This is a genomic window from Superficieibacter sp. BNK-5 (assembly GCF_047456055.1).
GTDB lineage: Bacteria > Pseudomonadota > Gammaproteobacteria > Enterobacterales > Enterobacteriaceae > Superficieibacter.
This window is the reverse complement of sequence record NZ_CP179893.1, coordinates 4255862-4281945: the sequence shown is the minus strand read 5'-3', so window position 1 is coordinate 4281945 and position 26084 is coordinate 4255862. Positions and strand designations below refer to the sequence as shown.

At 53.5% G+C, this 26084-nt stretch carries 25 protein-coding genes and 4 tRNA genes; 19 read left to right on the top strand and 10 right to left on the bottom strand.

The window, feature by feature from the left end; genetic code table 11:
- Positions 1 to 12: 12 nt before the first annotated feature.
- Positions 13 to 88 (top strand) — tRNA-Asn (locus tag ACMGGS_RS20615).
- Between the two features lie 47 nt (positions 89 to 135).
- On the opposite strand, the gene ACMGGS_RS20610 is transcribed toward ACMGGS_RS20615, so the two are convergent.
- On the bottom strand, positions 136 to 606 hold the full coding sequence (locus tag ACMGGS_RS20610; protein WP_194206515.1) for an Lrp/AsnC family transcriptional regulator: 471 nt from the start codon (positions 604 to 606) through the stop codon (positions 136 to 138).
- A 162-nt stretch (positions 607 to 768) separates the two neighbouring features.
- Between ACMGGS_RS20610 and ACMGGS_RS20605 the strand changes: the two genes are divergently transcribed.
- Positions 769 to 1191 (top strand): DUF2000 domain-containing protein, encoded by a 423-nt coding sequence (locus ACMGGS_RS20605; RefSeq protein WP_414164164.1) that lies wholly within the window; start codon positions 769 to 771, stop codon positions 1189 to 1191.
- Between the two features lie 66 nt (positions 1192 to 1257).
- On the opposite strand, the gene ACMGGS_RS20600 is transcribed toward ACMGGS_RS20605, so the two are convergent.
- Positions 1258 to 2019 carry a DeoR/GlpR family DNA-binding transcription regulator gene (locus tag ACMGGS_RS20600; protein WP_414164163.1) on the bottom strand — a complete coding sequence of 254 codons (762 nt, stop codon included), beginning with the start codon at positions 2017 to 2019 and terminating at the stop codon, positions 1258 to 1260.
- Positions 2020 to 2220: 201 nt separating this feature from the next.
- Here ACMGGS_RS20600 and ACMGGS_RS20595 point away from each other — a divergent pair, with 201 nt between their 5' ends.
- The 3 genes from ACMGGS_RS20595 to ACMGGS_RS20585 are packed head-to-tail and all read left to right on the top strand — an operon-like array spanning position 2221 to position 5599.
- Positions 2221 to 3237: an SIS domain-containing protein gene (locus tag ACMGGS_RS20595; protein WP_414164162.1), complete on the top strand. Its 1017-nt coding sequence runs from the start codon at positions 2221 to 2223 to the stop codon at positions 3235 to 3237.
- Positions 3234 to 4154, top strand: coding sequence for an ROK family protein (locus ACMGGS_RS20590; RefSeq protein WP_414164161.1), 921 nt, complete (start codon positions 3234 to 3236; stop codon positions 4152 to 4154). Before ACMGGS_RS20595 ends, ACMGGS_RS20590 begins: the two co-directional genes overlap by 4 nt.
- A gap of 29 nt (positions 4155 to 4183) precedes the next feature.
- Positions 4184 to 5599: a sugar porter family MFS transporter gene (locus ACMGGS_RS20585; RefSeq protein WP_414164160.1), complete on the top strand. Its 1416-nt coding sequence runs from the start codon at positions 4184 to 4186 to the stop codon at positions 5597 to 5599.
- A gap of 37 nt (positions 5600 to 5636) precedes the next feature.
- Here the strand turns inward: ACMGGS_RS20585 and ACMGGS_RS20580 are convergent, their stop codons facing one another.
- The 4 genes from ACMGGS_RS20580 to ACMGGS_RS20565 all read right to left on the bottom strand — a co-directional run bounded on the left by ACMGGS_RS20580 (position 5637) and on the right by ACMGGS_RS20565 (position 9912).
- The gene (locus ACMGGS_RS20580) at positions 5637 to 7409 is read right to left on the bottom strand and encodes an aminopeptidase P family protein (protein WP_414164159.1); all 1773 of its coding nucleotides are present in this window, start codon (positions 7407 to 7409) and stop codon (positions 5637 to 5639) included.
- A 19-nt stretch (positions 7410 to 7428) separates the two neighbouring features.
- On the bottom strand, positions 7429 to 8883 hold the full coding sequence (locus ACMGGS_RS20575; RefSeq protein WP_414166325.1) for an AMP nucleosidase: 1455 nt from the start codon (positions 8881 to 8883) through the stop codon (positions 7429 to 7431).
- 99 nt (positions 8884 to 8982) lie between these two features.
- The gene (locus ACMGGS_RS20570) at positions 8983 to 9714 is read right to left on the bottom strand and encodes a phosphodiester glycosidase family protein (protein ID WP_414164158.1); all 732 of its coding nucleotides are present in this window, start codon (positions 9712 to 9714) and stop codon (positions 8983 to 8985) included.
- A 122-nt stretch (positions 9715 to 9836) separates the two neighbouring features.
- Positions 9837 to 9912: transfer RNA gene (locus ACMGGS_RS20565), tRNA-Asn, on the bottom strand.
- 334 nt (positions 9913 to 10246) lie between these two features.
- On the opposite strand from ACMGGS_RS20565, the gene nac reads away from it, so the two are divergent.
- The 7 genes from nac (at position 10247) to ACMGGS_RS20530 (ending at position 17672) form a co-directional block, all read left to right on the top strand.
- On the top strand, positions 10247 to 11164 hold the full coding sequence (gene nac / locus ACMGGS_RS20560; protein WP_414164157.1) for a nitrogen assimilation transcriptional regulator NAC: 918 nt from the start codon (positions 10247 to 10249) through the stop codon (positions 11162 to 11164).
- A 100-nt stretch (positions 11165 to 11264) separates the two neighbouring features.
- On the top strand, positions 11265 to 12215 hold the full coding sequence (gene cbl, locus ACMGGS_RS20555; protein WP_176918991.1) for an HTH-type transcriptional regulator Cbl: 951 nt from the start codon (positions 11265 to 11267) through the stop codon (positions 12213 to 12215).
- 353 nt (positions 12216 to 12568) lie between these two features.
- The gene (locus tag ACMGGS_RS20550) at positions 12569 to 13537 is read left to right on the top strand and encodes a TauD/TfdA dioxygenase family protein (RefSeq protein ID WP_414164156.1); all 969 of its coding nucleotides are present in this window, start codon (positions 12569 to 12571) and stop codon (positions 13535 to 13537) included.
- Positions 13524 to 14852: an ABC transporter substrate-binding protein gene (locus ACMGGS_RS20545; RefSeq protein WP_414164155.1), complete on the top strand. Its 1329-nt coding sequence runs from the start codon at positions 13524 to 13526 to the stop codon at positions 14850 to 14852. The genes ACMGGS_RS20550 and ACMGGS_RS20545 overlap by 14 nt, the downstream gene beginning before the upstream one ends.
- Before the next feature lie 9 nt (positions 14853 to 14861).
- A complete protein-coding gene (locus ACMGGS_RS20540; RefSeq protein WP_414164154.1) occupies positions 14862 to 15764 on the top strand; it encodes a carbohydrate ABC transporter permease in 903 nt (300 codons plus the stop codon).
- On the top strand, positions 15745 to 16608 hold the full coding sequence (locus tag ACMGGS_RS20535) for a carbohydrate ABC transporter permease (protein WP_414164153.1): 864 nt from the start codon (positions 15745 to 15747) through the stop codon (positions 16606 to 16608). The genes ACMGGS_RS20540 and ACMGGS_RS20535 overlap by 20 nt, the downstream gene beginning before the upstream one ends.
- Positions 16609 to 16610: 2 nt before the next feature.
- The gene (locus ACMGGS_RS20530; RefSeq protein WP_414164152.1) at positions 16611 to 17672 is read left to right on the top strand and encodes an ABC transporter ATP-binding protein; all 1062 of its coding nucleotides are present in this window, start codon (positions 16611 to 16613) and stop codon (positions 17670 to 17672) included.
- Between the two features lie 72 nt (positions 17673 to 17744).
- Here ACMGGS_RS20530 and ACMGGS_RS20525 read toward each other — a convergent pair.
- Positions 17745 to 17820: transfer RNA gene (locus ACMGGS_RS20525), tRNA-Asn, on the bottom strand.
- Positions 17821 to 17920: 100 nt separating this feature from the next.
- Positions 17921 to 18715 carry a DgsA anti-repressor MtfA gene (mtfA, locus tag ACMGGS_RS20520; protein ID WP_414164151.1) on the bottom strand — a complete coding sequence of 265 codons (795 nt, stop codon included), beginning with the start codon at positions 18713 to 18715 and terminating at the stop codon, positions 17921 to 17923.
- Between the two features lie 93 nt (positions 18716 to 18808).
- Between mtfA and ACMGGS_RS20515 the strand changes: the two genes are divergently transcribed.
- Positions 18809 to 18898, top strand: a tRNA-Ser gene (locus tag ACMGGS_RS20515).
- Positions 18899 to 19062: 164 nt separating this feature from the next.
- Here the strand turns inward: ACMGGS_RS20515 and ompC are convergent.
- Positions 19063 to 20241 (bottom strand): porin OmpC, encoded by a 1179-nt coding sequence (ompC, locus tag ACMGGS_RS20510; RefSeq protein ID WP_414164150.1) that lies wholly within the window; start codon positions 20239 to 20241, stop codon positions 19063 to 19065.
- Positions 20242 to 20858: 617 nt separating this feature from the next.
- On the opposite strand from ompC, the gene drpB reads away from it, so the two are divergent.
- Genes drpB through ACMGGS_RS20490 form a run of 4 tightly spaced genes read left to right on the top strand, consistent with a single transcriptional unit; the run spans position 20859 to position 23797 of the window.
- Entirely contained in the window at positions 20859 to 21128 is a 270-nt protein-coding gene (drpB, locus tag ACMGGS_RS20505; RefSeq protein WP_414164149.1) for a cell division protein DrpB, read from the top strand.
- Positions 21129 to 21149: 21 nt separating this feature from the next.
- Complete coding sequence (locus tag ACMGGS_RS20500; RefSeq protein ID WP_414164148.1) at positions 21150 to 21845, top strand: phosphohydrolase; 696 nt, start codon at positions 21150 to 21152, stop codon at positions 21843 to 21845.
- A gap of 58 nt (positions 21846 to 21903) precedes the next feature.
- The gene (locus ACMGGS_RS20495) at positions 21904 to 23334 is read left to right on the top strand and encodes a DNA cytosine methyltransferase (RefSeq protein ID WP_414164147.1); all 1431 of its coding nucleotides are present in this window, start codon (positions 21904 to 21906) and stop codon (positions 23332 to 23334) included.
- A gap of 22 nt (positions 23335 to 23356) precedes the next feature.
- The gene (locus tag ACMGGS_RS20490) at positions 23357 to 23797 is read left to right on the top strand and encodes a very short patch repair endonuclease (protein WP_414166324.1); all 441 of its coding nucleotides are present in this window, start codon (positions 23357 to 23359) and stop codon (positions 23795 to 23797) included.
- On the opposite strand, the gene yedA is transcribed toward ACMGGS_RS20490, so the two are convergent.
- On the bottom strand, positions 23787 to 24698 hold the full coding sequence (gene yedA / locus ACMGGS_RS20485; protein WP_414164146.1) for a drug/metabolite exporter YedA: 912 nt from the start codon (positions 24696 to 24698) through the stop codon (positions 23787 to 23789). The two genes, ACMGGS_RS20490 and yedA, sit on opposite strands and share 11 nt — an antisense overlap.
- A gap of 174 nt (positions 24699 to 24872) precedes the next feature.
- Here yedA and ACMGGS_RS20480 point away from each other — a divergent pair, with 174 nt between their 5' ends.
- Together ACMGGS_RS20480 and ACMGGS_RS20475 are read left to right on the top strand one after the other, a co-directional pair.
- A complete protein-coding gene (locus tag ACMGGS_RS20480) occupies positions 24873 to 25787 on the top strand; it encodes a DUF808 domain-containing protein (protein WP_414166323.1) in 915 nt (304 codons plus the stop codon).
- A 78-nt stretch (positions 25788 to 25865) separates the two neighbouring features.
- Complete coding sequence (locus ACMGGS_RS20475) at positions 25866 to 26051, top strand: YodC family protein (RefSeq protein ID WP_414164145.1); 186 nt, start codon at positions 25866 to 25868, stop codon at positions 26049 to 26051.
- Positions 26052 to 26084 lie beyond the last annotated feature (33 nt).

Below are 26084 nucleotides of genomic sequence, written 5' to 3'. Positions count from 1 at the left end.
CGTTCACACGATTCCTCTGTAGTTCAGTCGGTAGAACGGCGGACTGTTAATCCGTATGTCACTGGTTCGAGTCCAGTCAGAGGAGCCAAAATTCAAAGAAGCCCGCTTTTTAGCGGGCTTTTTGCTTTTCTGCGTTTAGCGCTGCTTCTTGACGGGGTAAGCGGTCAGCGGTTTGATCTCTTTGAGTACAAACATACTTTGCATCTCTTTAATGCCCGGCAGCCTGCGCACCACCGACATGGCGAAATCCGCATACGAATCCAGATCGGACGCCACCACCTGTAGCAGAAAATCGGCATCCCCGCCGATGCTGTAGCAGGCAACAACATCTTCAAGCGCGGTCACCTCCTCCTCAAATTTTCTCGCCTCCGCTTCGCTATGGCTATCGATAGTCACCCGAATAAACACCATCACGCCCAGACCAATTTTTTTCCGGTTCAGAACCGCACGATAGCCCTGGATGACATCGTCTTCTTCCAGCTTGCGCACTTTGCGCCAACAGGGGGAGGCGGACATCCCCGCTTTGTCAGCCAGTTCCTGATTGGTGATACGAGCGTCGTCCTGCAACAGCCTGAGAATTTTCATTTCTGTCGTATCGGGCACCATAGTGGGTAATTCCTTTCTTTTGAGAAGTATAATAAGGGTATTTTTACCGGATATCGTTCTGTAAGTACATGAAACAGGCAGCACTTTTCTGTTTAGCTTCGGCATACTGTATCGGCCCTGCAGACACCTGCTTAAGACACACCGCTATAGTGAGGACGAGAGATGAAATTTGATGCCAGCCAGCATCGCTGTACGATTATTATTGATAACGATCTTCCCGCCGGTCTTGCCATGAATGCGGCAAGCGTTATAGGGATCAGTTTTGGTCGCACCGTTGAGGATCTTGTGGGGCCTGACAGGCAAAGCCTTGATGGGGTCAATTATCCCGGCGTGATCTACAGTCCGCTTCCCGTCCTGCGGGCTTCGGGGGCCTGTATTCATGAGTTATTGAACGCGGGCGAAGCTGACGATGACATTGAGATTATGCCGTTTAGCGCGCTGGCGCAGTCGTGCAAAACCTATGATGAGTATGGCGAGAGGATCGCTTCGGTAAACAGCAACGCGATTGAACTGGTGGCAATCGGGCTGGTGGGGCCGAAGAAGAAAATAACCAAACTGACGGGGAATCTTGCGCTTTATAAATAACTTTCCACATCGTGCACGGTAAACAAGCCCGTTATTAACGGGCTTTTTGCATTCAGCATGGAGATATTAACTGCTGGCAAAGCGCAGTTTATCGGCATAGGCCGCTGCGGCTTTATCGTTTTTCTTTTTATCAGTGATAATGATATCGACATCGGCGATAGGGCAGACATGGGAAAGCGCACGGTATCCCAGTTTTGAGGCGTCCGCCAGCACAACGCGCGTTTTCGCGGACTGCAAAATTTCTTTTTTAGTCGGCAATTCAATGGCGTTAACGTTGGTGATGCCTGCCTCGGGGTGTACCCCTTCAGCGCCGAGAAACGCCCAGTCGGCGTACACTTCACTGAATTTTCGTGTCGCATCCGGGCCCACCAGGGTAAGCGAGTTACCAATCACCACGCCGCCGGTAACGTTGAGATTTATCGCCGGATACTGGCTGAGCAGTAAGGCGATATTAAGATCGTTGGTGATAACCGTCAGATCTTTTTTGCTGGCGAGCTGTACCGCCAGTTCATAAACGGTTGAGCCGTTATCCAGGATCACTGAGTCGCCATCGGCGATTAATGAGGCAGCATATTTACCGATAGCCACTTTTTGCTCATGGTTGCGGCTTTTACGGATGGTGTAGGGCGTATCCTGTCTTTCCGTCGATAGCACTGGCAGCACGCCACCGTGCGTTCTGACAATTTGCTGCGTTTTCTCCAGATGAATGAGATCCCGTCTGATCGTTGAACTGTCCACCTCAAACTCTTCAGCGAGTTGATGGGCATTGAGATAACCCGTTGAAACGAGCATGGAAAGGATCCTTTTCCGCCTTTCTTGTGCCAGCATTTTTCGCCCCCTTCACGCTTTAATACGGCTGATAGTACCACGCTTTACCTCAGAAAAAATCATAAATGCATAGCTTTCAAACGCTTAAATTGATGGCCTGAAAAAAAATGTCGACCTCGTCACATAAGCGAATTCGTGCAATTGAATGCACGAATTCGTGCATATACCGTGTAAGCGTGTTCACAACCTACTAATGAGGAAATGATGTCTACACCGTATGAGAACGATATTGCTATGCAGCCACAGGCCGTAGAAGCACAACTGAAGAATCCGCTGCCGGAAAACCTGCATGCCATGCAATTAGACAGCTATGACCGGATTATCCTGACCGGAATGGGATCGTCGGACTATGCTCTGATCCCGGTTGAAAGGGCGCTTATCGCCAGAGGTTATCCGGTATGGCGGGTGGATGCGGGGCGCATGCTGGATATGCCATCGCTGGTAACGGAAAACTCGCTGCTCTGGGCGACCTCTCAATCGGGGATGAGCGGCGAAATTGTGGCGCTGCTTAAAAAGGGCATACGCCCACGTACGCTTATCGGTTTAACCAATGACCGGGACAGCATCCTGGCGCAAGAAGCCGATATTCTCATCGCGCTTGAAAGCGGCGACGAAGCGACGGTAAGTTCGAAAAGCTATCTGAACACGTTGATTGCCTGCTACCGGGTGCTGGCCGTTTTGCTGGGAGAAGATGAGAAGGCCATTTGCGATGCGGTGAGGGCCATCCTTCCTGAGATCGCTCGCCTGGTGAGTGACGTACATTGCGTTGCGGAGCTGGCGGAGGATCTCTTTTCCCATGCACGCCCTCGCGTCGCGTATGTCGGCACCGGCGCGTTTGCTTCCAGTGCATTAACCGGCGCATTAATCACCAAAGAAGCGTCTAAAGTCAGCGCGGAAGGTTTTATCGGCGGTGAGTTTCGTCATGGCCCGATGGAGACTTCCGGCAAAGGGATGCTGGCGGTTTTGTGCGGCAAGCCAGGCGACGAAACGCTGGAAAGACTGGCTACGGAACTGCTGGCGAATGGTACTCGTGTCGTCACTATCGGAGAAGCCGCTTATGCGAATTCCGTCCTGCTTGCCGTACCGCCTGTCGATGAGCTTTGCCAACTGCTGTGCGGCTTTATTTACATTGAGCATCTGACGGTAGCATTCGCCAGGAAAAACGGCTTCATTCCGGGCCATTTCCTCTACGGGCAAAAAATTACGGTGGCGATATGACAAACGCATCCACAGTGGTAAAAGCAGGCATTGATCTGGGAGGAACGGGTACCCGCATTATCATCAGAGGGGAAAGCGGGATACTCAATACCATGACGCTCCCAACCGCAGAATTTTGCCAGCTTGAGCAGAAAGATCGCGCGCAAACGCTGGCTTCTCACGTACTGGCTCTCATCCCGAAAGGGATGGAGCTTATTAGCCTGGGGCTGGGTGCCAGCGGTCCGGTAGATACTGCGTCCGGGATTATTAATAATAAAGATACGCTCGAGTGCTTTTCTTTTTTCCCGCTGGTCGATGAATTAAAAAAAATACTTGGTATCAATGTCGCGATCGATAATGATGCCGTCGCAGCGGTGCTGGGAGAATATCACTTTGGCGCAGGTAAAAATAGCCAGCGGCTTCTGATGGTCACGCTGGGTACGGGTATCGGCGTCGCACTGCTGGATAAGGGAATTCCTTTTCGTACCAGTGACCACCAGCACCCGGAAGCGGGACATATTCCGGTTTCTGGCAACCCGGCGACCTGTTATTGCGGTCTGCGGGGCTGCTGGGAAATGCTGGCTTCCCGGACCTGGCTACAGCAAAACCTGGAGGCACTGCTTCCCCGGACGCCTTTTGAAAAGCAGGACATTAGCTTTTATCAGACTATGTCGGCAGAGCGGGAAGAGGTAGCGGCGATATTTCATCGCTATGGAAACTATCTCGGCCGCGGGCTGGTGACATTACTTACGCTTTATGGTCCAGATTTGACCATTCTTAGCGGCAGCGCCGCGCATTATTACCCGTTATTTAAATCTGGCCTGGAAGAGTCTCTGATGCGGGCGGATGCCTATGCCATTAATAAACGCATTGTGCCGTCAGAATTAGGCGATATTGCTGGCGCTCTGGGGGCGACGGTTATTCCAGAATTGAATTAACGATAATATTTAAACGACAGGTTAATATCATGGTAAATTCAGAGTGCAGAGAAGGGCAGGGTAAACCTGAAGCGATAAAAATCACTGTTTTTATTATTCTTTCAGTACTTATTTCTTCCGTCGGTGGGATTATATTTGGCTATGATACCGGCATTATCGGCGGTGCCATTGTCTTTATCGGCAAAGAGTTTCAGATTAACGATTTTATGCAGGGTGTTATCGTTAGTATGTCATTATTAGGAGCCATGATCGGTGCCCTTGCCGCCGGGCCGCTTGCCGATAAATATGGACGTAAAGTTAATCTGTTTATCTCAGGATTGTGTTTTGCTTTCGGCGCAGCGATTTCGGGGTTCAGCCACCAAATTGAAATTCTGACGCTCGCCCGAATTCTACAGGGTATCGGCGTGGGCGCTTCTTCGGTACTGGTACCCGTTTATATTGCTGAATTATCGCCAGCAAAAATTCGCGGCGTGCTGGTCACCTCATTCCAGTTGATGATCACCGTCGGTATCGTCATGGCGTACGGCGTGAATACGGTCGCGGAAAGTCGCGGAGAATGGCGTTTACCCGTGGGGCTTGCCGGAATTTTCGGCGTGCTTCTGGCGGCAGGTGTCGTTTTCGTAACGGAATCACCCCGCTGGCTTATCGCCATGAACCGACACGATCTCGCCCGACGAACGTTAATAAAGCTTCGCGGTAATAGTCAGGTTGATGCTGAAATTAAAGAAACGGAACGCCTGAACGCGATTGAGCAGGACAATATGCGCTGGCGGGATTTGTTCCGCGGTCACGTACGACCAATGATTATTATTGGCGTGCTGGTCGCCTTCTTTTCCAACGCCTGCGGTATTAATCTGGTGATCTATTTTGCGCCGCAGATTTTACAGTCGAGTGGGTTTACCTCTTCTGCTTCATGGATTGGTACCGTCGGGCTTGGCATTACCAACGTGGCCTTTACCGTGGTGGGAATGCTCATTGTTGACCGCGTTGGACGTCGGCCATTGTTGATTCTCGGCGCGGTGGGATTAACGATTAGCCTTGTTATCCTTGCCATTCTGTTTTCTGTACCGGTATTTCCTGGCAGTAACTGGCTGGCGTTTGGTTCACTGGTCTTTTATATCGTCATGTATGCAGTCAGCCCGGGGATGCTGGGTTTCCTGATGATCTCGGAGATTTCACCGCTCAGGGCAAGGGCGAAAGTCACCAGCCTGTCGATATTTATTATTTTTGCTACTAACCTGGTCATCGCGTTGTTGTCACTACCGATGTTGAACGGGATGGGGGCATCCGCGACGTTCTGGCTTTTCTCGGGTATTTGTGTGGCGTTTACTTTCTTTAGTTTCTTTGTCCCGGAAACCAAAGGCAAAAGTCTGGAGGAGGTCGAATTGTATTTCAAACAAAAGCACCGCGAAGTCTCAGAAAAGAGGAACGTCGTTAGCGAATAACAAGAAGCCCGCGCCGCGCGGGCTTCTCACATAGTACTTATCCCGCCTGCACGCGCAGCGGCGCGGTAGCGGCAAACAGCCATGGACGCGCATCGCTCTCCACCAGCGGAGAAAGCGCTTCACGCACCTGCTGGTGGTAGTCGTCCAGCCACTGTTTCTCCTGCTCGCTCAACAACGACAGCTCTACCTGACTTAAATCGATGGGGATCAGCGTCAGCGAAGCGAAACGACAAAATCCCGGATGGCCTTCAACCACTTCCACCTGGTTTTCGATGCGGATGCCGTAGCGATCTTCCAGATACAGGCCCGGTTCGATGGTGATGATATTGCCAGCGGCAAGCGGCCAGGGATTCACTTTCTTCGCCATCCGGTGCGGCTGTTCGTGGATCAGCAACTGATGACCGACGCCGTGCCCGGTGCCGTGATCGTAATCCAGACCCAGCTCCCATAGCGGGCGGCGCGCGAAGGCGTCGATCTGATGGCCCTGCGTTCCGCTCGGGAATTGCAGGGTGATCAGCGCCAGAAAGCCTTTTAGCACGGCGGTATAGTGCAGGCGACGCTGCGGATCGAGCGTGCCGAATGCCAGCGTGCGGGTGGCGTCCGTGGTGCCGTTCTGGTACTGACCGCCGGAATCGTTGAGATAAAAGTTCGCGCCGGTGATCGCGGCGTTGGTTTTCTCACTGGAATGGTAATGACACATCGCCGCGTTACTGCCCGCCGCCGAAATGGTGCTGAAGCTCTGCTCAATAAAGCCTGGCTGCTGCTGACGGAACGCCAGCTGCTTTTCCTGTGCTTCAAGTTCGGTGAGCGGATTGTTCGCGGCTTCACGGGCGGAGACCTCATGCGCCAGCCACGCCAGAAAATTCACCCATGCCGCGCCATCGTAGCGGTGGCAATGGCGGTAGCCTTCCAGCTCGGTTTGATTTTTTTTCGCTTTGATAAAGGTGATGGGATCGGCCTGCCAGACCACGTTGCCGCCGGATTGCTCAACGGCGAAACGCAGTGCAACCGGGGCATTATCCGCATCCAGCGAAATTCGTTTCTCTGCGGCAACCTGCTGAACGCGGGGAATAAAGGCTTCCTGCGGTGCCAGCGTGAGCGAGGCAAGAAGCGATTCGGACAATCCGGCCGTTTTGCTCGCGGCGACAAACCATTCCACCTCGCCGGTCTGGCTTAACAGCGCAAAAGAAAGGGCAACCGGACTCATTGCCACGTCCGCCCCGCGCACGTTCAGCAGCCAGGCAATATTATCCGGCTGGGTGATCGCCAGAAAATCAACGTTCTGTTCGCGCAGCAGGGCAGCAATGCGCTGGCGCTTATCTTCGCTGCTCTCTCCGGCCATCTCCGTGGGCATTTCCCGGATGGCCCCCTCGGGCGCAGCGGGACGCGAGGTCCAGATCGTATCGAAGGGATCGTGCGGCAGCGGCACCAGTTCACAATGGGTGGCGCTGAGCGCTTCATACTGGCTGTTTACCATCAGCAGCGGCTCGAAGGCGATGCGGCTGCCTGCCGGGAGTTCACTCGCCAGCCACTCAGCAAGTGGTTCATTATGCAGATGATGGATCTCCCACGCGTTGAGATCCACTTCGTTGCGCGCCTGCACCTGATAGCGTCCGTCGACAAACAGCAGGGCGCGATCGCGCAGGACCAACGCCAGCCCGGCAGAACCGGTAAAGCCAGTGAGCCACGCCAGTTTGTCATCGTGCGGGGCGCAATCTTCGCTTTGGTGCGCATCCGCCCGGGGAACGATCATACCGTCCAGCGACTGCGTGATGAGAAGGTCGCGGAGTGCAGAAAGAGAACTGTCCATAAAAAAGTCCTTATCGCGGTTAACGGAACGGTGGTTCATTAAAGGTGCGCAGCTTGCGCGAATGCAGGCGTTCGCCTTCAGCACGCAGCAGATCGATGGCGCGAATGCCGATCTGTAAGTGCTCTGAAATCGCCCCCTCATAAAAACGGTTGGCCTGGCCGGGCAGTTTGATTTCACCGTGTAGCGGTTTATCGGACACGCACAGCAGGGTGCCGTAAGGCACGCGGAAGCGGTAGCCCTGCGCCGCAATGGTGGCGCTCTCCATATCAATCGCCACCGCGCGGCTCAGGTTAAAGCGCAGAGCGGAAGCGGAGTAGCGCAGTTCCCAGTTGCGGTCGTCGGTGGTGACCACGGTCCCGGTGCGCAGGCGCTGTTTAACCTCTTCGCCGGGCATGCCGCTCACCTGCTTGGTGGCGTCATACAGCGCGCGCTGCACCTCTGCGATGCTGGGAATGGGAATATCCGGCGGCAGAACCGCGTCCAGCACATGATCGTCACGCAGGTAAGCGTGGGCCAGCACATAGTCGCCGATAGACTGACTTTCACGCAGTCCGCCGCAGTGACCAATCATCAACCAGACATCCGGGCGCAGGACGGCGAGGTGATCGCAGATCGTTTTCGCGTTTGATGGACCGACGCCAATATTCACAAGTGTAATGCCCTGACCATCGGCGGTAATCAGGTGCCAGGCCGGCATCTGGTGTTTTTTCCACGCCAGATCGGAAATGGCGGCTTCCGGCGCTTCGGTTTCGGCGGTGATCCAGATCCCGCCTGCGCAGGAGAGTGCCACGTAAGGGCTGTCAGGATCGAGGATCTGACTGCATCCCCAGCGCACAAACTCGTCTACGTAGCGGGTGTAGTTAGTGAACAATACGAACGGCTGAAAGTGTTCCACGGGCGTGCCCGTATAGTGCCGCAGACGGGCCAGCGAGAAATCGACGCGACGGGCGTCAAAGTGCGACAGCGGGTAAAACTCGGTGGGGTGAAACAGTCCGTCCGCCGTCTCATCGCCAATTTGCGCCAGCTCGGTAGTCGGGAAGTGGCGGGTTAAGCCCGCGCTCATCGAACGATCAAGCGTGATTTCAGAACCATCAATGACATAAGGAAAAGGGATCTCATGCTGCGACCGTTCCACGGTGATTTCCGCGCCGTAATCTTCATAGAGCAGCGTCAGTTGCTCAGCCAGATAATGGCGGAACAGGGCGGGGCGCGTCACCGTGGTGGTGTAGCAGCCCGCGTGGGTAAAGCGGCCGTAGGCGCGGGTTTTCTGCGCCTTGTGGGCGTTACCATCCCAGGTCACGGAAATTTGCGGATAGACAAACAGCCCTTTCGCGCGCGCCTCGCTGTCGGGCAATGTGGTGTCGGTAACATACGTGCTGATAGCGTCCCGTAGCGCGCTAACCGACTGTTCGTAAAGTGCTTCCAGCTGATCCAGCGCCTGTTGCGGATTGAGACCGGTACCCTTGTTGTTCATCATTCGCTCCTTGTGTCAGATAGACTGAATATACCCGATAGTATGTCACAGGAATGTGAAACAAAAGCCAGCAGATAAAACTGAAGGTAATGCAGGCGGCTACTCAGGATGCCGGGTTTCTACGGCGATCATGGTCACAAACGGATGAGACTGCCACGGCATATCAGCGCCTTTCTGGTACATCGCGGAAATCGTGCCGTCGAGATAAAGCATCTGGCGGACATCCAGTTTTGACCGGGCATAGCAGGCGAAGTCATAGAAACTGGTTCCGCGCCCGCTCAGCATAAATACCGCCTCGCCCCGCGTTGTGAAACCCACCGCATTGCGGATTTTTCGTGAACTGGCGGACGGGAGTAAACGGCGGTTGATGGTGCCGTTCTCGATCATCAGCGGACCAGACTGCACGGCGTAATCCATACCTTGCGAGGTTTTGAAGGTATCAAGACTGACAATCCCGGCCTGCTCACCCTTCACATAAAACACCCCACCGGGGCGAATAAAAAAGTTACCCCCGCCGGAGGCGCGATTCAGCGGTGCCAACTGCTTTCCCTTCTCAATATACAGCCCGAGCGGGGCATACGATTTAGCATAAATCCCGCCGTTCATCGCCATCTGTATCCGGCCGTCAGCATTATTGCCCGCCAGCAGATTGAGTAATGACTCCCAGGCGGTGCCATCCGCTTTTTTCCAGTACATGACGATACGTTCTTGCCGCGCGTGGACGGTATAACTCTGCACCGTCAGCGTTGGATCGCTGAGCGTACAAGTGCTGGCAAGGGCGGAAAGCGGGAAGAGCAGGACGGGGAGCAGAGACAGTAGACGTAATTTCAACGTGGCGGTTCCTTCGATTAACAAGGGTATGAGCGTCACCCGGTCCGATGGGGGTAAGTATGAGATTTTTTATCGGGGGAGAAAAGCAAAAAGCCCGCTGAAAAGCGGGCTTCTTTGAATTTTGGCTCCTCTGACTGGACTCGAACCAGTGACATACGGATTAACAGTCCGCCGTTCTACCGACTGAACTACAGAGGAATCGTGTGAACGGGGCGAATAGTAGCGGGGGGTGATTAGCTTGTCAAAGGGTGGATGCGGCGAAGGCGTTTGATTGCTGACAAAATCAACAATACAGCGTCCCATTTATGCTTTTGCTGATATTTACGCACGCTGATGGTGCAATCTACCCCTTAATGGGGCATAGCCATTTCCACTGGCTGAATGATAAAAACGCTGTTTCACATCACAATGTCTTATTATCCAGCCGGTTAGAGTCCAAAAAAAGACATTTGTTAAAACTGGCAAATATCTTGCAGTACTCCCGGTAAGATTATTGCCAGCATTAATACTGGCTTTCCTGACCGGAGGCAAAATGAACTTAAGACGGCTGAAGTATTTCGTAAAAATCGTCGATATTGGCAGTCTGACGCAGGCGGCGGAAGTGCTGCATATTGCACAGCCCGCGTTGAGTCAGCAGGTTGCCACCCTGGAAGGGGAACTGGATCAACAATTGCTGATCCGCACTAAACGCGGCGTGACGCCGACCGAAGCGGGCAAAATTCTCTATACCCATGCGCGCACTATTCTTCGCCAGTGTGAACAGGCGCAGCTGGCGGTGAATAATGTCGGACAAACGCTACGCGGGCAGGTGTCGATCGGCCTTGCACCGGGAACCGCGGCGTCTTCCGTGACCATGCCGCTGTTACAGGCGGTACGTGCGGAGCTACCGGATGTGCAGGTTTATCTGCATGAAAACAGCGGCTCGGTGCTGAATGATAAATTGCTCAGCGGCCAGCTCGATATGGCGGTGCTGTATGAGCGCTCTCCCGTGGCCGGTATTTCCAGCCAGCCGCTGCTGAAAGAAGATTTGTATCTTGTCGGGACTCGCGATTGTCCGGGGCAAAGCGTCGATCTTGCGGCGGTGGCTGAAATGAACCTGTTTCTGCCGCGTGACTATAGCGCGGTGCGCCTGCGCGTGGATGAAGCGTTTTCACTGCGTCGCCTGACGGCAAAAATTGTCGGCGAAATTGACTCCATCGCGACGCTAACGGCGGCGATTGCCAGCGGGATGGGCGTTACGGTACTGCCGGAGTCGGCTGCCCGCTCACTCTCCGGGGCAGCGAATGGCTGGATGGCGCGGATCTCGACGCCATCAATGAGTTTGCCGCTTTCGCTGAACGTCTCAGCGCGGGGTTCGCTCTCGCCACAGGCGCAGGCGGTGCGTGAGATCCTCATGTCGCTGGTGACCCGTCCGGCGCTGGAAAACCGTGAACTACTATTAGTAAGTTAGGCATATAACCAAAAAGAATAAGTTGCTGGTTTTTATTATTTGTTCTGCCAGGCCCGGGACTTTAACAATAGTGTTATGTCATATGGCCCCGGAGGGTAGGGTGAATTTCCAGCAACTTAAAATTATTCGCGAGGCCGCACGTCAGGATTTTAATCTGACAGAGGTCGCCAACATGCTTTACACCTCGCAATCCGGCGTCAGTCGTCACATTCGCGAACTGGAAGAAGAACTGGGTATTGAGATCTTCATCCGGCGCGGCAAGCGCTTACTGGGGATGACGGAGCCGGGAAAAGCGCTGTTGGTGATTGCGGAAAGAATTCTTAATGAAGCCAGTAACGTGCGTCGGCTGGCCGACCTGTTTACCAACGATGCGTCTGGCGTGTTGACTATTGCAACCACCCATACGCAGGCGCGTTACAGCCTGCCGCCAGTGATTAAGGCGTTTCGCGAACTTTTCAAAGAGGTCCGCCTGGAGCTGGTGCAGGGTACGCCGCAGGAAATTGAAGCGCTGCTGCACAACGGCGGCGCGGATATCGGTATTGCCAGTGAACGGTTAAGTAATGACCCAACGCTGGTGGCGTTCCCGTGGTTTCGCTGGCACCACAGCCTGTTGTTGCCGCAGGATCACCCTCTGACGCTTATCTCACCGCTGACGCTGGAAGAGATCGCGCGCTGGCCGCTGATTACCTACCGTCAGGGGATCACCGGTCGTTCACGCATTGATGAAGCTTTCAGCCGCAAAGGGCTGACGCCGGATATCGTACTAAGCGCTCAGGACTCCGACGTCATCAAAACCTACGTCGATCTGGGGCTGGGCATCGGTCTGGTGGCTGAGCAGTCTGCCGGGGAGCAGGAAAACGGCAAGCTGGTGCGCCTCGACACCCGCCATCTTTTTGATGCCAGCACGGTCTGGCTGGGCCTTAAACGCGGTCAGCTTCAGCGTAATTATGTCTGGCAGTTTATTGAACTGTGTAATGCCGGACTGTCACTGGCGGAGATTAAACGCCAGGCGATGGAGCCAGATGAAGTGGTGATTGACTACCAGATTTAAATTACTGCGATCGTTCACGCCGTAGCTGGCGTCGATAAAGCCTGAGTCCGGCGTGCTGCCTGGCTCGGGTTTTTTTGTTTTGATGAATCAGCTCTTGCGCCTAATCACAGAATCCAGAAATTTTTCTCATATTATAAGGGTTAAGAATGGCATGCGGTTATCGGCGATCCCTCAGTGTCATTAACAATGCTTTCGCCATAAATGCCAGATGAATGCACTACCGTGGCGTATATTTGTGTTTTCTGACTTAGCTTATGCAAAAGCGCTTACTATATTTATTACCAAAAAGTCTTTTCGGCCCACGCGCTTTATTAATAGAGTTGAGTTCCTGTTAATATTTAAGGAAATCAACCATGACCTCAGCAATTACTGTTGCCCGTAGCGACTTTGATCAATTAGATGTTCATCCCGTAGCCGGAAACATTGGTGCGGAGGTTCGTAATATTTCCCTGTCTGCGGATCTGAGTGACGAGGTTATTCAGCAGATAGAAAATGCACTGGTAAAATATAAGGTTTTATTTTTCCGTCGCCAGCATCATTTAACGGATGAAACGCATCAGGCGTTCGGTGCACGTTTTGGAAAAATCGTTGCCCATCCTACGGTTCCGTCGCCTGATGGAACCAAATTGTTTGAACTGGACGCTTCCAAAGGCGGCGGAAGAGCTGATTCCTGGCATACTGATGTCACCTTTGTGGAAGCTTTTCCCAAAATATCGATTTTGCGCGGCGTGACGATCCCGGAATATGGTGGCGATACCGTCTGGGCCAATACCGCACGTGCGTATGAATCATTACCCGAATCCTTAAAACAATTAGTCGGCACGTTACGCGCTGTTCACACTAATAATTATGATTATGCGGCTGAGCGTCTCGAAACAGATAAACAACGCCTGCATCACCACAAAAAGGTTTTTGTCTCTTCCGTCTGGGAAGCAGAGCATCCGGTTGTGCATATTCACCCGGTGAGCGGTGAAAGGATTTTATTACTCGGCCATTTTGTCAAAAATCTGGTGGGATTCAGCAGCCGCGAATCCGCACAGCTTTTTGATTTATTGCAGAACCGAATTATTCGGCTGGAAAATACCGTGCGCTGGCAGTGGCAGCAGGATGACGTGGTGATCTGGGATAACCGTAGCACGCAGCATTACGCTGTGAACGACTATGGATCGCAGCCGCGCGTGGTACGCCGGGTGACGGTGGAAGGCGAACCCGCAACGGGCATTGACGGCAGCCGCAGCCGCACGGTGGCCCGTCCCCAGGATGCCGTCAATGAAGGATCTCCGGTTAACCCGACTACGGATGTGAAATATGCAGCGTCGTGATCTGTTAAAAGCGATGGCCGCTTTCGGCGTGTACAGCATGGTGCCTGCCATCGCGCGTGGGGCAAATAAGGCGCGCAAATATGAGGGTGTTACGCTGAATGTTTCCACCTTCAGTACCGCCTGGCCGCAGCTTATTCGCCAATGGCTACCGGAGTTTGAAGCGCTGACCGGGGCAAAGGTGCAACTGGATACGCCGGCATTTCCGGTGTACAACCAGCGTGCCGATCTGGAACTGTCTACTCGCGGCTCTGCGTATGACGTGGTGAACGTCACCTTTATTTATACCAGCCGCTGGATCAATGCCGGCTGGCTGACGCCGCTGAATGACTATATCACTAACCCCAACCTGACCCCGCAGGACTGGGGATTACAGGATTTTCTGCCCGCCACGCTTGCCGCAGAAACCGGGCATGACGGTAAACTTTACGGTATTCCTTATGTTGTAGAAGCGATGCTGGCGGGGGCATCGCGTTATGATCTGATCCAGCAGGCCGGGCTGGAATTTCCGAAAACCACCGATGAATTGGTCAAGGTTTTACAGGCGGTAAATAAAAAAGAGCGTGTGGCCGGATACGTAACGGATAACCACTACGGCTGGACGTTTATCCCTTATCTACAGGCGTTTGGCGGCAACGTATTCCGCGCACCCCCGGACGATCTTTTCCCCACGCTGGATACGCCGGAAGCCATCGAAGCGGCAGATTATTTTTCCCGCCTGATTCGTGATTTCGGACCCAATGGCGGTATCACCTACACGGCCGACCAGTCGCTACAGGCGCTGAAGCAGGGACGCGTCAACTTTTCCGACGCCAGCCAGACCTATCTGGCGCAGTTGGGTAATGCGCAGAGTTCGCGCACGGTTAAGACCTCGCATTTCGGCCCGATGGTCAGCGGACCCAAAGGGTGGTTCCCCGGTATGGCAACGCATGCGCTGGGGATCCCGGCCGGTTCGAAAAACAAAGAAGCCGCGTGGGCCTTTATTCAGTGGTCATTATCAAAACAGATGACCTCCCGCGCGCTGGCGGCAGGTTACGGCTCGCCGACCCGTCGCAGCGATATTGACTCGCAGGTGTTTCGCAGTAAGCAGGTGATTAACGGCGTGGATCTGGCGCAGTTGTCCATTGATGCTGTCGACCGGGCAGGACAGGGTGGCTATATGAAATATCGCACCGTGGAGTTCTACCCGCAGGTTGATCAACAACTGAATAAGGCGATCGCGCTTATTGTTTCCGGTCAGTTATCTGCTAAAGAAGCGATGGGTAAAGCGCAAGCCGGCACGGTAGCCGATTTGCAGCGTGCGGGTGTGAAACTCTGAGAGGTTAAAATGGCGTTATCATTAAGCTGGCGTGTGCGTCAGCGTAATGCCTGGCTCCTGGGCCTCGCACCGTCGCTGATCGTGCTGACATTACTGACACTGGTGCCTGCGGTAGCGTTGCTGGTCACCAGTCTGACGCCGTTCAGTTTGACCAACCCCGACACCACGTTCACCTTTGCCAACCCGCTGGTTAACTATCAGCAGTTGCTGCACGATGATCGCTTCCTCGACTCGCTGGTCACTCAGCTCAAGCTTTCGATTGTGAGCGTGTTTTTCCAGGTGCTGATCGGACTGCTGCTGGCGCTGCTGTTGAACGGCACGTCACGCTGGCTGAATGGCGTGCGAACGCTGTTGCTTATTCCGATGGTGCTGCCGCCGATCATCGTGGCGCTGATCTGGAAAATCATTTACACGCCGGATATCAGCCCGTTGCATCAGGTGCTGGACCGCTTTAACCTGCCGCTGGACTCGCTGATTGCCAACCCGGATACCGCGTTATGGGCCATCGCGGTGGCGGATGTCTGGCAATGGTTTCCATTTACCATGTTAATGGTGCTGGCGGCACTCCAGATGGTACCGAATGAACCCCGGGAAGCGGCGAGCCTGGATGGCGCATCCTCATTCAATATCTTTCGTTATATCGTCCTGCCACACCTGAAGCCGGTCCTGGTCGTGTGTATCTTGTTCCGCCTGATCGACAGTTTTAAGGCGTTCCCGCTTATTTATATTCTGACTGACGGCGGTCCGGGATCGGTGACGGAAGTGACCAACTACTACGGTTTTATTCAGGCGTTTAACTTTTCCTGGTGGGGTTACGGCAGCGCGATTGCGGTCGTTATTCTGGTGGGCGTGTTTATTTTAAGCTGGCTGATTGGCCGGGCAGGGTGGAACGATGACAGTACAACACAGTGAAGCGCGGCCGCAGCCGTTTGTTGCTGCCCAGCGTAAAAAATGGCGTCTCAGGGGAAAGCGCACGTTACTGGCGCTGGTGCTGCTGGTGGTGTTTCTTGCGCCATTTTTGTGGATGGTGATCATGTCTGTGCGCCCCTCGCTGGATGCCTTTGAGCTGACGTTATGGTTTACGCCGACGCTTGATGCCTACCGCGCGCTGATTGCCGGCAATTTTCTCCAGCCCTTTAGTAACAGCCTGATGGTCAGCGTGCTATCAACCGTATTTTCTCTGCTGCTGGGTGTTCCGGCGGCGTGGGTGTTAACGCGCTGGCGTTTTCGCGCCCGCCGTTACGTCGCATTGTGGATCCTCGTCACCCGCATGGCTCCCCCCATCGCCTTTACTATTCCCTTCTTCCTGGCCTGGCGCTGGCTGGGGTTACAGGACACCATTATGGGACTGGCAATCGTCTATCTGACGTTTAATCTGGCGATTGTCATCTGGCTGATGCAGACCTTCTTTTCCGCGATCCCGGTGGCGCTGGAAGAAGCCGCGTGGATGGATGGCTGCTCGCTGTGGCGCAGTTTCTGGCACATCTCACTGCCGTTAGTGAAACCCGGCCTCGCGGCGACAGCCATCCTGTGCTTTATCTTTTCCTGGAATGATTTTTTCTTCGCGCTGATCCTGACGCGTACCAACGCCATCACAGCACCGGTCGCCATCGTGAACTTCCTGCAATATGAAGGCTGGGAATGGAGCAAAATTGCCGCCAGCGGCACGCTGGTGATGCTGCCGGTCGTGGTGTTTACGCTGCTGGTTCGTCGCTATCTGGTACACGGTTTAACCGCCGGGGGCATTAAGGATTAACTATGGCAACGCTGACACTACAGAATATCGCAAAAACCTTTAATGGGCAGACCATCATTCCGGATCTGAACCTGACCATCCATCACGGCGAGTTTATTGCGCTGGTCGGGCCGTCCGGCTGTGGGAAATCGACGTTACTGCGGATGATCGCTGGACTGGAAAGTATTGACGGCGGTGAGCTGGTACTGGATGGCGACGTTATTAACGATCTGTCTCCACAGGATCGTAATATGGCGATGGTCTTTCAAAACTATGCGCTGTATCCGCATATGACGGTGGCGGAAAACCTCGGCTTTTCGCTCAAAATGCAGGGCGTGACCAGGGCCAACATCGAACAGCAGGTGCGTCAGGCTGCCGACACGCTGGGATTAACAGCATTACTGACCCGCAAACCCGCTCAGCTATCTGGCGGACAGCGTCAGCGAGTGGCGATGGGCCGCGCGATATTGCGTCATCCGCGGCTGTTTCTTTTCGACGAGCCGTTATCCAATCTCGACGCCAAATTGCGCGTTGAGTTACGTACCGAAATCAAAGCGCTGCATCAGCGGCTGAATACCACCATGATTTATGTTACGCACGATCAGATTGAAGCCATGACCATGGCGGACCGGATCGTGGTATTGCGTGACGGGTATATTGAGCAGGTCGGGACGCCGCTGGAATTGTACGACCGCCCGGCGAATGCGTTCGTCGCGAGTTTTATCGGTTCGCCGTCGATGAATCTGTTCAGCGGACGCGTGGAGCGGCAGGGCGTTGTGATGACGGATGACGGTATCGCGCTACCGGTGGCTTCAACGCCGGGCCTGGATATCGGACAGCGCGTGGTTTACGGCGTGCGCCCGCAGCATTTTGTGTTGGCACCGGACGCAGCGATTAATGCGCAGGTCAATGTGGTTGAACCAACCGGATCAGAAACGCAAATTATGCTCAACATTGGCCAGCAAAAAGTGACCACCTTATTTCACCAGCGCGTTACGGCGACGCCCGGTGAAACGCTGAGCATCGTGCCGGACGCCCGTCATGCCCATCTTTTTGATGCCACCAGCGGGCTGCGGCTGAACTGAGGAGTGTGCAGGGTGGCAATAGACGGAAGGCGCAAAGCAAAAAGCCCGCAATAAGCGGGCTTCTTTGAATTTTGGCTCCTCTGACTGGACTCGAACCAGTGACATACGGATTAACAGTCCGCCGTTCTACCGACTGAACTACAGAGGAATCGTGTGAACGGGGCGCATATTACTGGCCCCGGAATTTTGTGTCAACGATAAATTTAACGCGTTGATTCAAATGATTAATAATGACGCAACCTGTGCTTTTAATGTACCAGCGACGTGGAGTTTACCGGCTCGCGGTTATCCCGTAGTCGTTGAAGCGGATCTTGCTGGTAAAAGAGGCAGAAACGTTGCCATAGCGCCGGAAAACGTGGCGCGAAAAGCTCAGGCGCACTGAAAAAATATTCGGAAAGCACAGCAAAGCATTCAGCCGGATCGGTCGCCGCATACGCGTCTATGCTGGCGGCACTTTCGCCCACCATGTCGATTTCATCCTGAATATTGTTCATTGCAGCATGCAGGTCGTGCTCCCAGCCCGCGACTTCTCGCAGCGGAATAAAAGGCACGCCGCTGGCGCGATCGCCGTTACGCGTATCCAGCTTGTGCGCCACCTCATGCACGATCAGGTTAAACCCGGATGCATCAAAGGAATCCTGAATATCCAGCCAGTTTAAAATGATTGGCCCTTGCTGCCAGCTTTGCCCTGACTGTACCAGCCGCTGATTATGCACCAGGCCGATATCGTCTTCCCATTCGTCATCAACCACAAACGGCGCGGGGTAAATCAGGATCTCATGAAAGCCATCGAGCCACTCAATGCCTAACTCAAGCACGGGGAGACAGAAGAGCAGGGCGATACGGCAGCTTTGCAGCGTATCAAGCTCCAGACCTTGCAGCGCAACAATACGTTTTTGCTGGAGAAAACGCTCGGCAAGCTGTATTAGTTTCGCCTGCTCATCCATCGTCAGACTGGCTAAGACAGGGATCGCAAGTGCCTGCTCCCAGGGGAAATCAGGGCTACGGGTTGATTCATGTGCTTTCCAGGGCCACTTAATCATCGTTTTGCTCGCAAACTCATCACTTGAACATAATTGAAGGGACTGGGACTGTTAAAATGCCAAATTTCCTGGCATTATTGCAACCATCAAAACGGAGAGATGCCGGAGCGGCTGAACGGACCGGTCTCGAAAACCGGAGTAGGGGCAACTCTACCGGGGGTTCAAATCCCCCTCTCTCCGCCATTATTCAATCAGTTACTCGCTTCGCTTTCAACGACCCTCGTCACAGTTGCCTTTTTTGCCCACCAATGATTATTTTATAGCCGCCGGCTTCAGCACGCGATAAGAATGCTCTTTCTTAGTAACAAAAAAGCCCGCACGCGGCGGGCTTTGTGATAAACGGGTGATTAGAACTGATAAACCAGACCGACAGCGACGATGTCATCGGTAGCGATGCCATTGTCTGCATAGAAGCTGTCGTCTTCATCCAGCAGGTTGATTTTATAATCAACATAAGTAGACATGTTTTTGTTGAAGTAGTAGGTGGCACCGACATCAACATATTTAACCAGGTCTTTATCAGTAGAACGCCAGTTGCCGTGGCTAACTTCCTGACCACCCAGGTCTTTACCTTTCGATTGCAGGTAAGCAATGGAAGGACGCAGACCGAAATCAAACTGATACTGGGCGACAACTTCGAAGTTCTGCGTTTTGTTGGCAATGCCACCGTTGGCTTCGCCGTTGCCACCGCCGTAGTAGGTCATATTGCGGGTTTCAGCATACATCGCGGCCAGGTACACGTTGTACGCATCGTATTTCGCACCCACGGTCCAGGCTTCGGCGGTATCACCACCGGCATAGTTGTTACGATGGTTAAGGCCATCCTGATAACCGCGCGCAACCTGGTTGTCAGTACGGTCAGAGTTAGCATACGCCGCACCCAGACTTAAACCGAAGTCGAAATCGTAGGAGGTGGACATACCGAAGCCGTCGCCGTTTTCACGCGCCAGTTTACGACCACCACCGTTGCCAGTGCCTTCGCCTGAGCCAGGATTCTCGTTATTACCCTGATATTGCAGTGCAAATTTCCAGCCATCGACCAGGCCGAAGAAATCATTATTGCGGTAGGTCGCCACGCCATTCGTGCGGCCTAACATGTAAACGTCAGTCTGGGTATAAGAATCACCACCGAACTCCGGCAGCATATCGGTCCAGGCTTCAACGTCATAAATCACACCGTAGTTACGACCGTAATCAAATGAACCGTATTCGCCAAAACCCAGTCCAGCGAAGCCCAGACGAGTCCAGCCATTTGTGCCTTCGCCTTCAGTACCATTGGCCTGAATGTTGTATTCCCATTGACCGAAGCCAGTCAGTTGGTCGGCAATCTGTGTTTCGCCTTTGAAGCCGAGACGGGCATAGGTCTGATCGCCATCGCTGCCAGCATCATCAGAGAAATAGCGCAGGCCATCAACTTTACCGTACAGGTCAAGTTTGTTGCCGTCTTTATTATAGACTTCAGCCGCATTTGCTGCGCCAGCCATTAACAGGGCAGGCATAAGAAGTGCCAGAACTTTTCTGTTCATTATATATTTCCTTCAAGGAATAATTTTTATGAATATATGTAATCTTATTCGGACTACAATATGGATACTATTCTATTAAGTTCATTTAATTTTAAAGGAAAGATGTAATAAAGTTATATCTAATATTTCAAATTGTTTCTGTGTCATTTCGAATTCATGTTGATTATGGGTTAATGGATAACTATATAACTTATTGATGTAATTGCATTTGTGTAGAGTATGAGATGCCATAACCAATCTATTTTGTAAATAATATTCCTTGCGGAAATTGTTTTGTGAGATATATTGATGACTCGTATTTATTGATGTTGAGCGAAAAAAAAGCCTGGCGCAATGTCAGGCTTGTAGAAAACAGAAGAAGGGCAATAATAACAAGTGCAGTGGTAACAACAAAAGGCTAATAACGGAGAGATAGTTGCATAATTATTGTTTAAAATAAAGCGCTTTTTTGTCTTTGAATATTTAATAAGTGAATGGAATTTTAATGAATATATATTTTTTTAATTAATTCGCGCTGACTGCGTCTGAATATGCACTATAATGTGACGTCAATCACAGGTGTGGTGAAATGGGGTTACCTGCCCAACCGTATAAACACGATCAACAGAGAACATTTTATGGATGAAAAAATGTACCGTAGTCCCGGCGGCAAACTGGCGCTGTGGCTTTTTTATGCCTTTTGCGGCTACTTTGCCTGGGCCATGGTGCGCTACTTCTGGGTGGTGAGCCACGTGCAAAGCATTCCTGGCGCGACAGTGGACGGGGACTGGGGGACGATGACCGGTAAATGGCTTGGCGCATTGCTGGGCTTCCTGGTATTAAGTACCGTTACGCTGCTGCTGGGGGCGCTGGCATGGTATACGCGCCCTCGCCAGGCCGATTTTTAAGGATTCACGGGCGCGCTCATCATGGACATTCTCCACTGGCAACAACGTTATGAACGCTGGCTCCTTCAACATTACCGTAGTCAGGATGCCGCGCACGACCTGGCGCATTTTCGCCGGGTATGGAATACCGCCCGTCAGCTTGCTTCAGGGGTCATGGTAGATGAACTGACGGTCCTTACCGCCTGCTATTTTCATGACATCGTCAACCTGCCAAAAAACGATCCCCAGCGACACCGCGCCTCAAGGCTGGCGGCAGAAGAAACGCAGCGTATTCTGACGGCGGATTTTGCCGATTTCCCTGCTGAACGTTACCAGCCTGTGATGCATGCCATCGAAGCACACAGTTACAGCGCCGGAATCGAACCGCAAACGGACGAAGCGCGCATCGTGCAGGATGCCGACCGACTGGAAGCGTTAGGGGCGATTGGGCTGGCAAGAGTCTTTGCGGTTGCCGGCTCGCTCAACGTTCCTCTTTTTGACGCAGACGATCCCTTTGCCGATCGTCGCCCGCTGGATGACCGGGCCTACGCGCTGGATCATTTTCAGAGCAAGCTTCTGCGTCTGCCGTCGACGATGCTAACGCCAAAGGGCAGGGCGCTGGCGCAGGAGAACGTGCGTTTCCTCGTACAGTTCATGGCAAAGCTGAGCGCCGAGTTGCAGGGCTGCTATCAGTCGCTGGATGAGGATATTCTCGCGCGTTTTGCGCCGAAGGGCTGAAACGCTGGCAGCAAATTTATGATACTCTGAGAAATATTTGTCTTGCCCGGTTAATTTTATGCAGGAAAACCTTTCCATTTCAGCGGCATCTGGCCGGACTACGGATGCGCCGTCTGCCAGCGTACACGCCTTGCTGCGTCAGGTTATGGCGATATATGACGTCAAAACGCTGGTCGCTGAATTGAGTTCGCTGGGTGAACATCACTGGAGCCCCGCCATTCTCAAACGCGTGGCGACCAGTGAACGTGCCTGGCAGCGGTTGAGCGAGAATGAACAGGCCCACCTTGCGGCGCTGTTGCCATCACCGCCTGCCCATCATCCTCATTATGCTTTCCGTTTTGTTGATCTCTTTGCCGGTATCGGCGGGATCCGTTACGGCTTTGAAGCCATCGGCGGGCAGTGCGTGTTTACCAGCGAATGGAACAAACATGCGGTGCGCACGTATAAAGCCAACTGGTATTGTGACCCGGAACAGCATCACTTTAATGAAGATATTCGTGACGTCACCCTAAGCCATCAGCCACAGGTCAGCGATCGGCAGGCGGCAGAGCATATTCGCGAGGTGATCCCGCAGCATGACGTACTGCTGGCGGGCTTTCCCTGTCAGCCCTTTTCGCTGGCCGGGGTCTCAAAGAAAAATGCGCTTGGCCGCGCGCACGGTTTTGCCTGTGATACCCAGGGGACGCTGTTCTTTGATGTGGTGCGTATTATTGATGCGCGTCGTCCGCCCATCTTCGTGCTGGAAAACGTCAAAAATCTGAAGAGCCATGACGGCGGTAAAACCTTCCGCATCATCATGCAGACACTGGATGGTTTAGGCTATGAGGTGTCTGACGCCGCAGAAATGGGTGCGGACGATCCGAAAATCGTCGATGGTCAACATTTCCTGCCACAGCATCGCGAACGTATCGTGCTGGTGGGCTTTCGCCGCGATCTCAACCTGCATAACGGGTTTACGCTGCGCGACCTTCCGGCCCTTTATCCTGAGCAACGGCTAAGTTTTGCTGAACTGCTGGAGCCTGTGGTGGATGCCAAATTTATCCTGACGCCAGTGCTGTGGAAATACCTTTATCGCTACGCCAAAAAGCATCAGGCGCGTGGCAACGGGTTTGGTTTTGGTCTGGTCGATCCGACCAATCCGCATAGCGTCGCCCGCACGCTTTCCGCCCGCTATTACAAAGATGGTGCCGAAATTCTTGTGGATCGCGGCTGGGACCGCGCCTTAGGCGAGGTGAATTTCGACGATACGGTAAATCAGCAGCATCGCCCGCGTCGCTTAACGCCGCGCGAGTGCGCCCGATTAATGGGATTTGAAGCGCCACAGGGCTATCAGTTCCGGATTCCGGTATCCGATACCCAGGCGTATCGCCAGTTTGGTAATTCGGTGGTGGTTCCCGCATTTGCGGCGGTGGCAAAATTACTCAAGCCTCGTATCGCGCAGGCGGTGGCGCTACGTAAAAAAGGGATCGGGTCGGGTGGACGTTCATAATAAGGCCACGCGCAGCAAGAATATGCGGGCAATAGGCACCCGCGATACGGCCATTGAAAAGCGGCTGGCGCTGTTGCTGGAGGCGTCCGGCTTTACCTTTACCGTCCAGGATGCCACCCTGCCAGGGCGTCCTGATTTTGTGATTGCTGACTACCGCTGTGTGATCTTCACTCACGGCTGTTTCTGGCATCATCATGACTGCTATCTGTTTAAGGTTCCCGCGACCCGCACGGAATTCTGGCTGGAAAAAATCGGCAAAAATGTTGAACGTGACCGGCGGGATGTGTTGCGATTGACAGAGCAGGGCTGGAGAGTGTTGATCGTCTGGGAATGTGCGCTACGAGGGCGAGAAAAGCTCAGCGATAGCGCCCTGAGTGAACGGCTTGAAGAGTGGATCTGCGGCGGCGGTGACAGCGCGCAGATCGACACTCAGGGCATTCATCCCCTGCCGGTTATTTCTTGATCTCACACGGCGTTACAACGGGACGCGCCGGAAAGAGATATTTCCCCAGCGTGACCAGCACCACCGCAAAGATAATCACCCCCAGCGCCAGCCATTCCACCGACGAGAGACGTTCGCCGCCAAAGCCGGTACCCAGTAAAACGGCGACCACCGGGTTAACATAGGCGTAGCTGGTGGCAATCGCGGGCGTGACGTTGCGAATAAGGTACATATAGGCGTTGATGGCGATCACCGAGCCGAAAATCGCCAGATAGCCAACGGCGAGGAAGCCGGACAGTCCTGGCATCGCGGTCAGTTTCTCACCCGTTAAAAACGACGCCGCCAGCAGCACGATGCCCGCAGCCAGCATCTCAATCGCCCCCGCCATCATGCCGACAGGCAGTTCAATGCGTGAACCGTAAACTGAACCAAATGCCCAGCTTACCGAACCTATCAGGATCAATACCGCGCCCCACGGATTTCCGTTCAGGTTGCCGCCGCTGTTAAGCAGGATAATTCCCGCGAGGCCAATGGCGATGCCGAGCCATTCCAGCTTGCGGGTGGCGATGCCGAAAAAGCGGCTAAAGCACAGGGTGAATAGCGGCACGGTAGCGACCATTACCGCCGCAATCCCGGAAGGTACGTGCTGGTGCTCAGCGATGGTGACAAAACCGTTGCCCACGGCGAGCAGAAGCACGCCAATCAGCGCCGCATTCAGTATCGGCCGCAGGGCAGGAAGTTTGTGACCGGTGATTAACAGGTACGCCATCAACAGGACGCCTGCCGCCGAAAAGCGCACGCCAGCCATCAGCAGCGGCGGCCAGCTCTTAACGCCGATGCTGATGGCGAAATAAGTGGAACCCCAAATAATATACAGTGCGAAAAGCGCACTAATGAGCGGTAAAAGTTGCCTGAAACGCATACTGCCTCACAGCCATAAAGAAAGGACGCATATAGTAAACGTCAAAACTATCCGCCTGGCGAGCGGTTAATCTTAATTTGGATGTTAATTAAATGTTGACATTATTCTGCTATACCCGAGCGGCCACTTTTATTCCATACTATTGACTTGAGAAGTTTTAAACGAAGGAAAGACATTTTGGCCGGATCGAGTTTGTTAACGCTTTTAGATGATATTGCCACCCTGCTGGATGATATCTCGCTGATGGGAAAACTGGCGGCAAAGAAGACCGCTGGCGTACTGGGGGATGATTTATCGCTTAACGCTCAGCAGGTCTCCGGCGTCCGTGCCAATCGGGAATTACCCGTCGTCTGGGGAGTGGCTAAAGGTTCGCTTCTCAATAAAGTGATTCTGGTGCCGCTGGCGCTGTTGATCAGCGCGTTTCTGCCGTGGGCGATTACGCCACTGCTGATGATCGGTGGGGCGTTTCTGTGTTTTGAAGGCGCAGAGAAAATCCTCCATACCCTGCATGCGCGCAAACATAAGGAAAGCCCCGAAGCCCGTCAGGCGCGCTTAGCCTCCATCGCTAAACAGGATCCGAAGACCTTTGAGCGCGATAAAGTCAAAGGTGCAATCCGTACCGATTTCATTTTGTCAGCCGAGATCGTAGCCATTACCCTTGGCATCGTCGCCGAAGCGCCGTTGCTGACCCAGGTACTGATTTTGTCCGGCATTGCCGTCCTTGTGACAATTGGCGTATATGGCATTGTCGCCGTTATTGTTAAGCTGGACGATATGGGCTTCTGGCTGGCGGAAAAAGCCAATGCCCTGGCGCAGGCTACCGGCAAAACGCTGTTGTTTATCGCGCCGTGGCTGATGAAAATCCTGTCGGTTGTCGGCACGCTGGCGATGTTTCTCGTCGGCGGGGGCATTGTGGTGCACGGTATCGCGCCGCTGCATCATGCCATTGAGCATTTTAACGAGCAGCAGAGCGCGGCGATCCAGTGGTTAATTCCGTCGCTGGTTAACCTGGTCCTCGGATTTATTCTCGGGCTGATCGTGGTTGCCGTGGTGAAAATGGTGTCTCGCCTGCGCCAGCCTGCTCATTAAATATCCAGTACCGGGTACGCAAAACGTCAAAATTTCGTCTAAGGTGAAAACGTTTCACTCTGATACCGGAGGCAAAAAATGGTCTTTATGGTCAGCGATGAAGTGATGACTAAAAACGGCGAGCGGCGCATGGTGGTCACGGGCTATGCCAGTGGCATGGTGGAGTGCCGCTGGTATGACGGTTTCGGCGTTAAGCGGGAGGCGTTCAGGGAAGACGAATTGTTACCGGGTAACGGCTATTTTCACCGCCACCCGAACCCGTAAGCGCGTCGCTACGTTCCTCTTAAGCCCGGCCTC

Bases quoted from the DNA above. Each gene is read 5' to 3' on its own strand.
- ACMGGS_RS20610 (WP_194206515.1), bottom strand. From the start codon at position 606: ATGGTGCCCGATACGACAGAAATGAAAATTCTCAGGCTGTTGCAGGAC.
- ACMGGS_RS20605 (WP_414164164.1), top strand. From the start codon at position 769: ATGAAATTTGATGCCAGCCAGCATCGCTGTACGATTATTATTGATAAC.
- ACMGGS_RS20600 (WP_414164163.1), bottom strand. From the start codon at position 2,019: ATGCTGGCACAAGAAAGGCGGAAAAGGATCCTTTCCATGCTCGTTTCA.
- ACMGGS_RS20595 (WP_414164162.1), top strand. From the start codon at position 2,221: ATGATGTCTACACCGTATGAGAACGATATTGCTATGCAGCCACAGGCC.
- ACMGGS_RS20590 (WP_414164161.1), top strand. From the start codon at position 3,234: ATGACAAACGCATCCACAGTGGTAAAAGCAGGCATTGATCTGGGAGGA.
- ACMGGS_RS20585 (WP_414164160.1), top strand. From the start codon at position 4,184: ATGGTAAATTCAGAGTGCAGAGAAGGGCAGGGTAAACCTGAAGCGATA.
- ACMGGS_RS20580 (WP_414164159.1), bottom strand. From the start codon at position 7,409: ATGGACAGTTCTCTTTCTGCACTCCGCGACCTTCTCATCACGCAGTCG.
- ACMGGS_RS20575 (WP_414166325.1), bottom strand. From the start codon at position 8,883: ATGAACAACAAGGGTACCGGTCTCAATCCGCAACAGGCGCTGGATCAG.
- nac (WP_414164157.1), top strand. From the start codon at position 10,247: ATGAACTTAAGACGGCTGAAGTATTTCGTAAAAATCGTCGATATTGGC.
- ACMGGS_RS20550 (WP_414164156.1), top strand. From the start codon at position 12,569: ATGACCTCAGCAATTACTGTTGCCCGTAGCGACTTTGATCAATTAGAT.
- ACMGGS_RS20545 (WP_414164155.1), top strand. From the start codon at position 13,524: ATGCAGCGTCGTGATCTGTTAAAAGCGATGGCCGCTTTCGGCGTGTAC.
- ACMGGS_RS20540 (WP_414164154.1), top strand. From the start codon at position 14,862: ATGGCGTTATCATTAAGCTGGCGTGTGCGTCAGCGTAATGCCTGGCTC.
- ACMGGS_RS20535 (WP_414164153.1), top strand. From the start codon at position 15,745: ATGACAGTACAACACAGTGAAGCGCGGCCGCAGCCGTTTGTTGCTGCC.
- ACMGGS_RS20530 (WP_414164152.1), top strand. From the start codon at position 16,611: ATGGCAACGCTGACACTACAGAATATCGCAAAAACCTTTAATGGGCAG.
- mtfA (WP_414164151.1), bottom strand. From the start codon at position 18,715: ATGATTAAGTGGCCCTGGAAAGCACATGAATCAACCCGTAGCCCTGAT.
- ompC (WP_414164150.1), bottom strand. From the start codon at position 20,241: ATGAACAGAAAAGTTCTGGCACTTCTTATGCCTGCCCTGTTAATGGCT.
- drpB (WP_414164149.1), top strand. From the start codon at position 20,859: ATGGATGAAAAAATGTACCGTAGTCCCGGCGGCAAACTGGCGCTGTGG.
- ACMGGS_RS20500 (WP_414164148.1), top strand. From the start codon at position 21,150: ATGGACATTCTCCACTGGCAACAACGTTATGAACGCTGGCTCCTTCAA.
- ACMGGS_RS20495 (WP_414164147.1), top strand. From the start codon at position 21,904: ATGCAGGAAAACCTTTCCATTTCAGCGGCATCTGGCCGGACTACGGAT.
- ACMGGS_RS20490 (WP_414166324.1), top strand. From the start codon at position 23,357: ATGCGGGCAATAGGCACCCGCGATACGGCCATTGAAAAGCGGCTGGCG.
- yedA (WP_414164146.1), bottom strand. From the start codon at position 24,698: ATGCGTTTCAGGCAACTTTTACCGCTCATTAGTGCGCTTTTCGCACTG.
- ACMGGS_RS20475 (WP_414164145.1), top strand. From the start codon at position 25,866: ATGGTCTTTATGGTCAGCGATGAAGTGATGACTAAAAACGGCGAGCGG.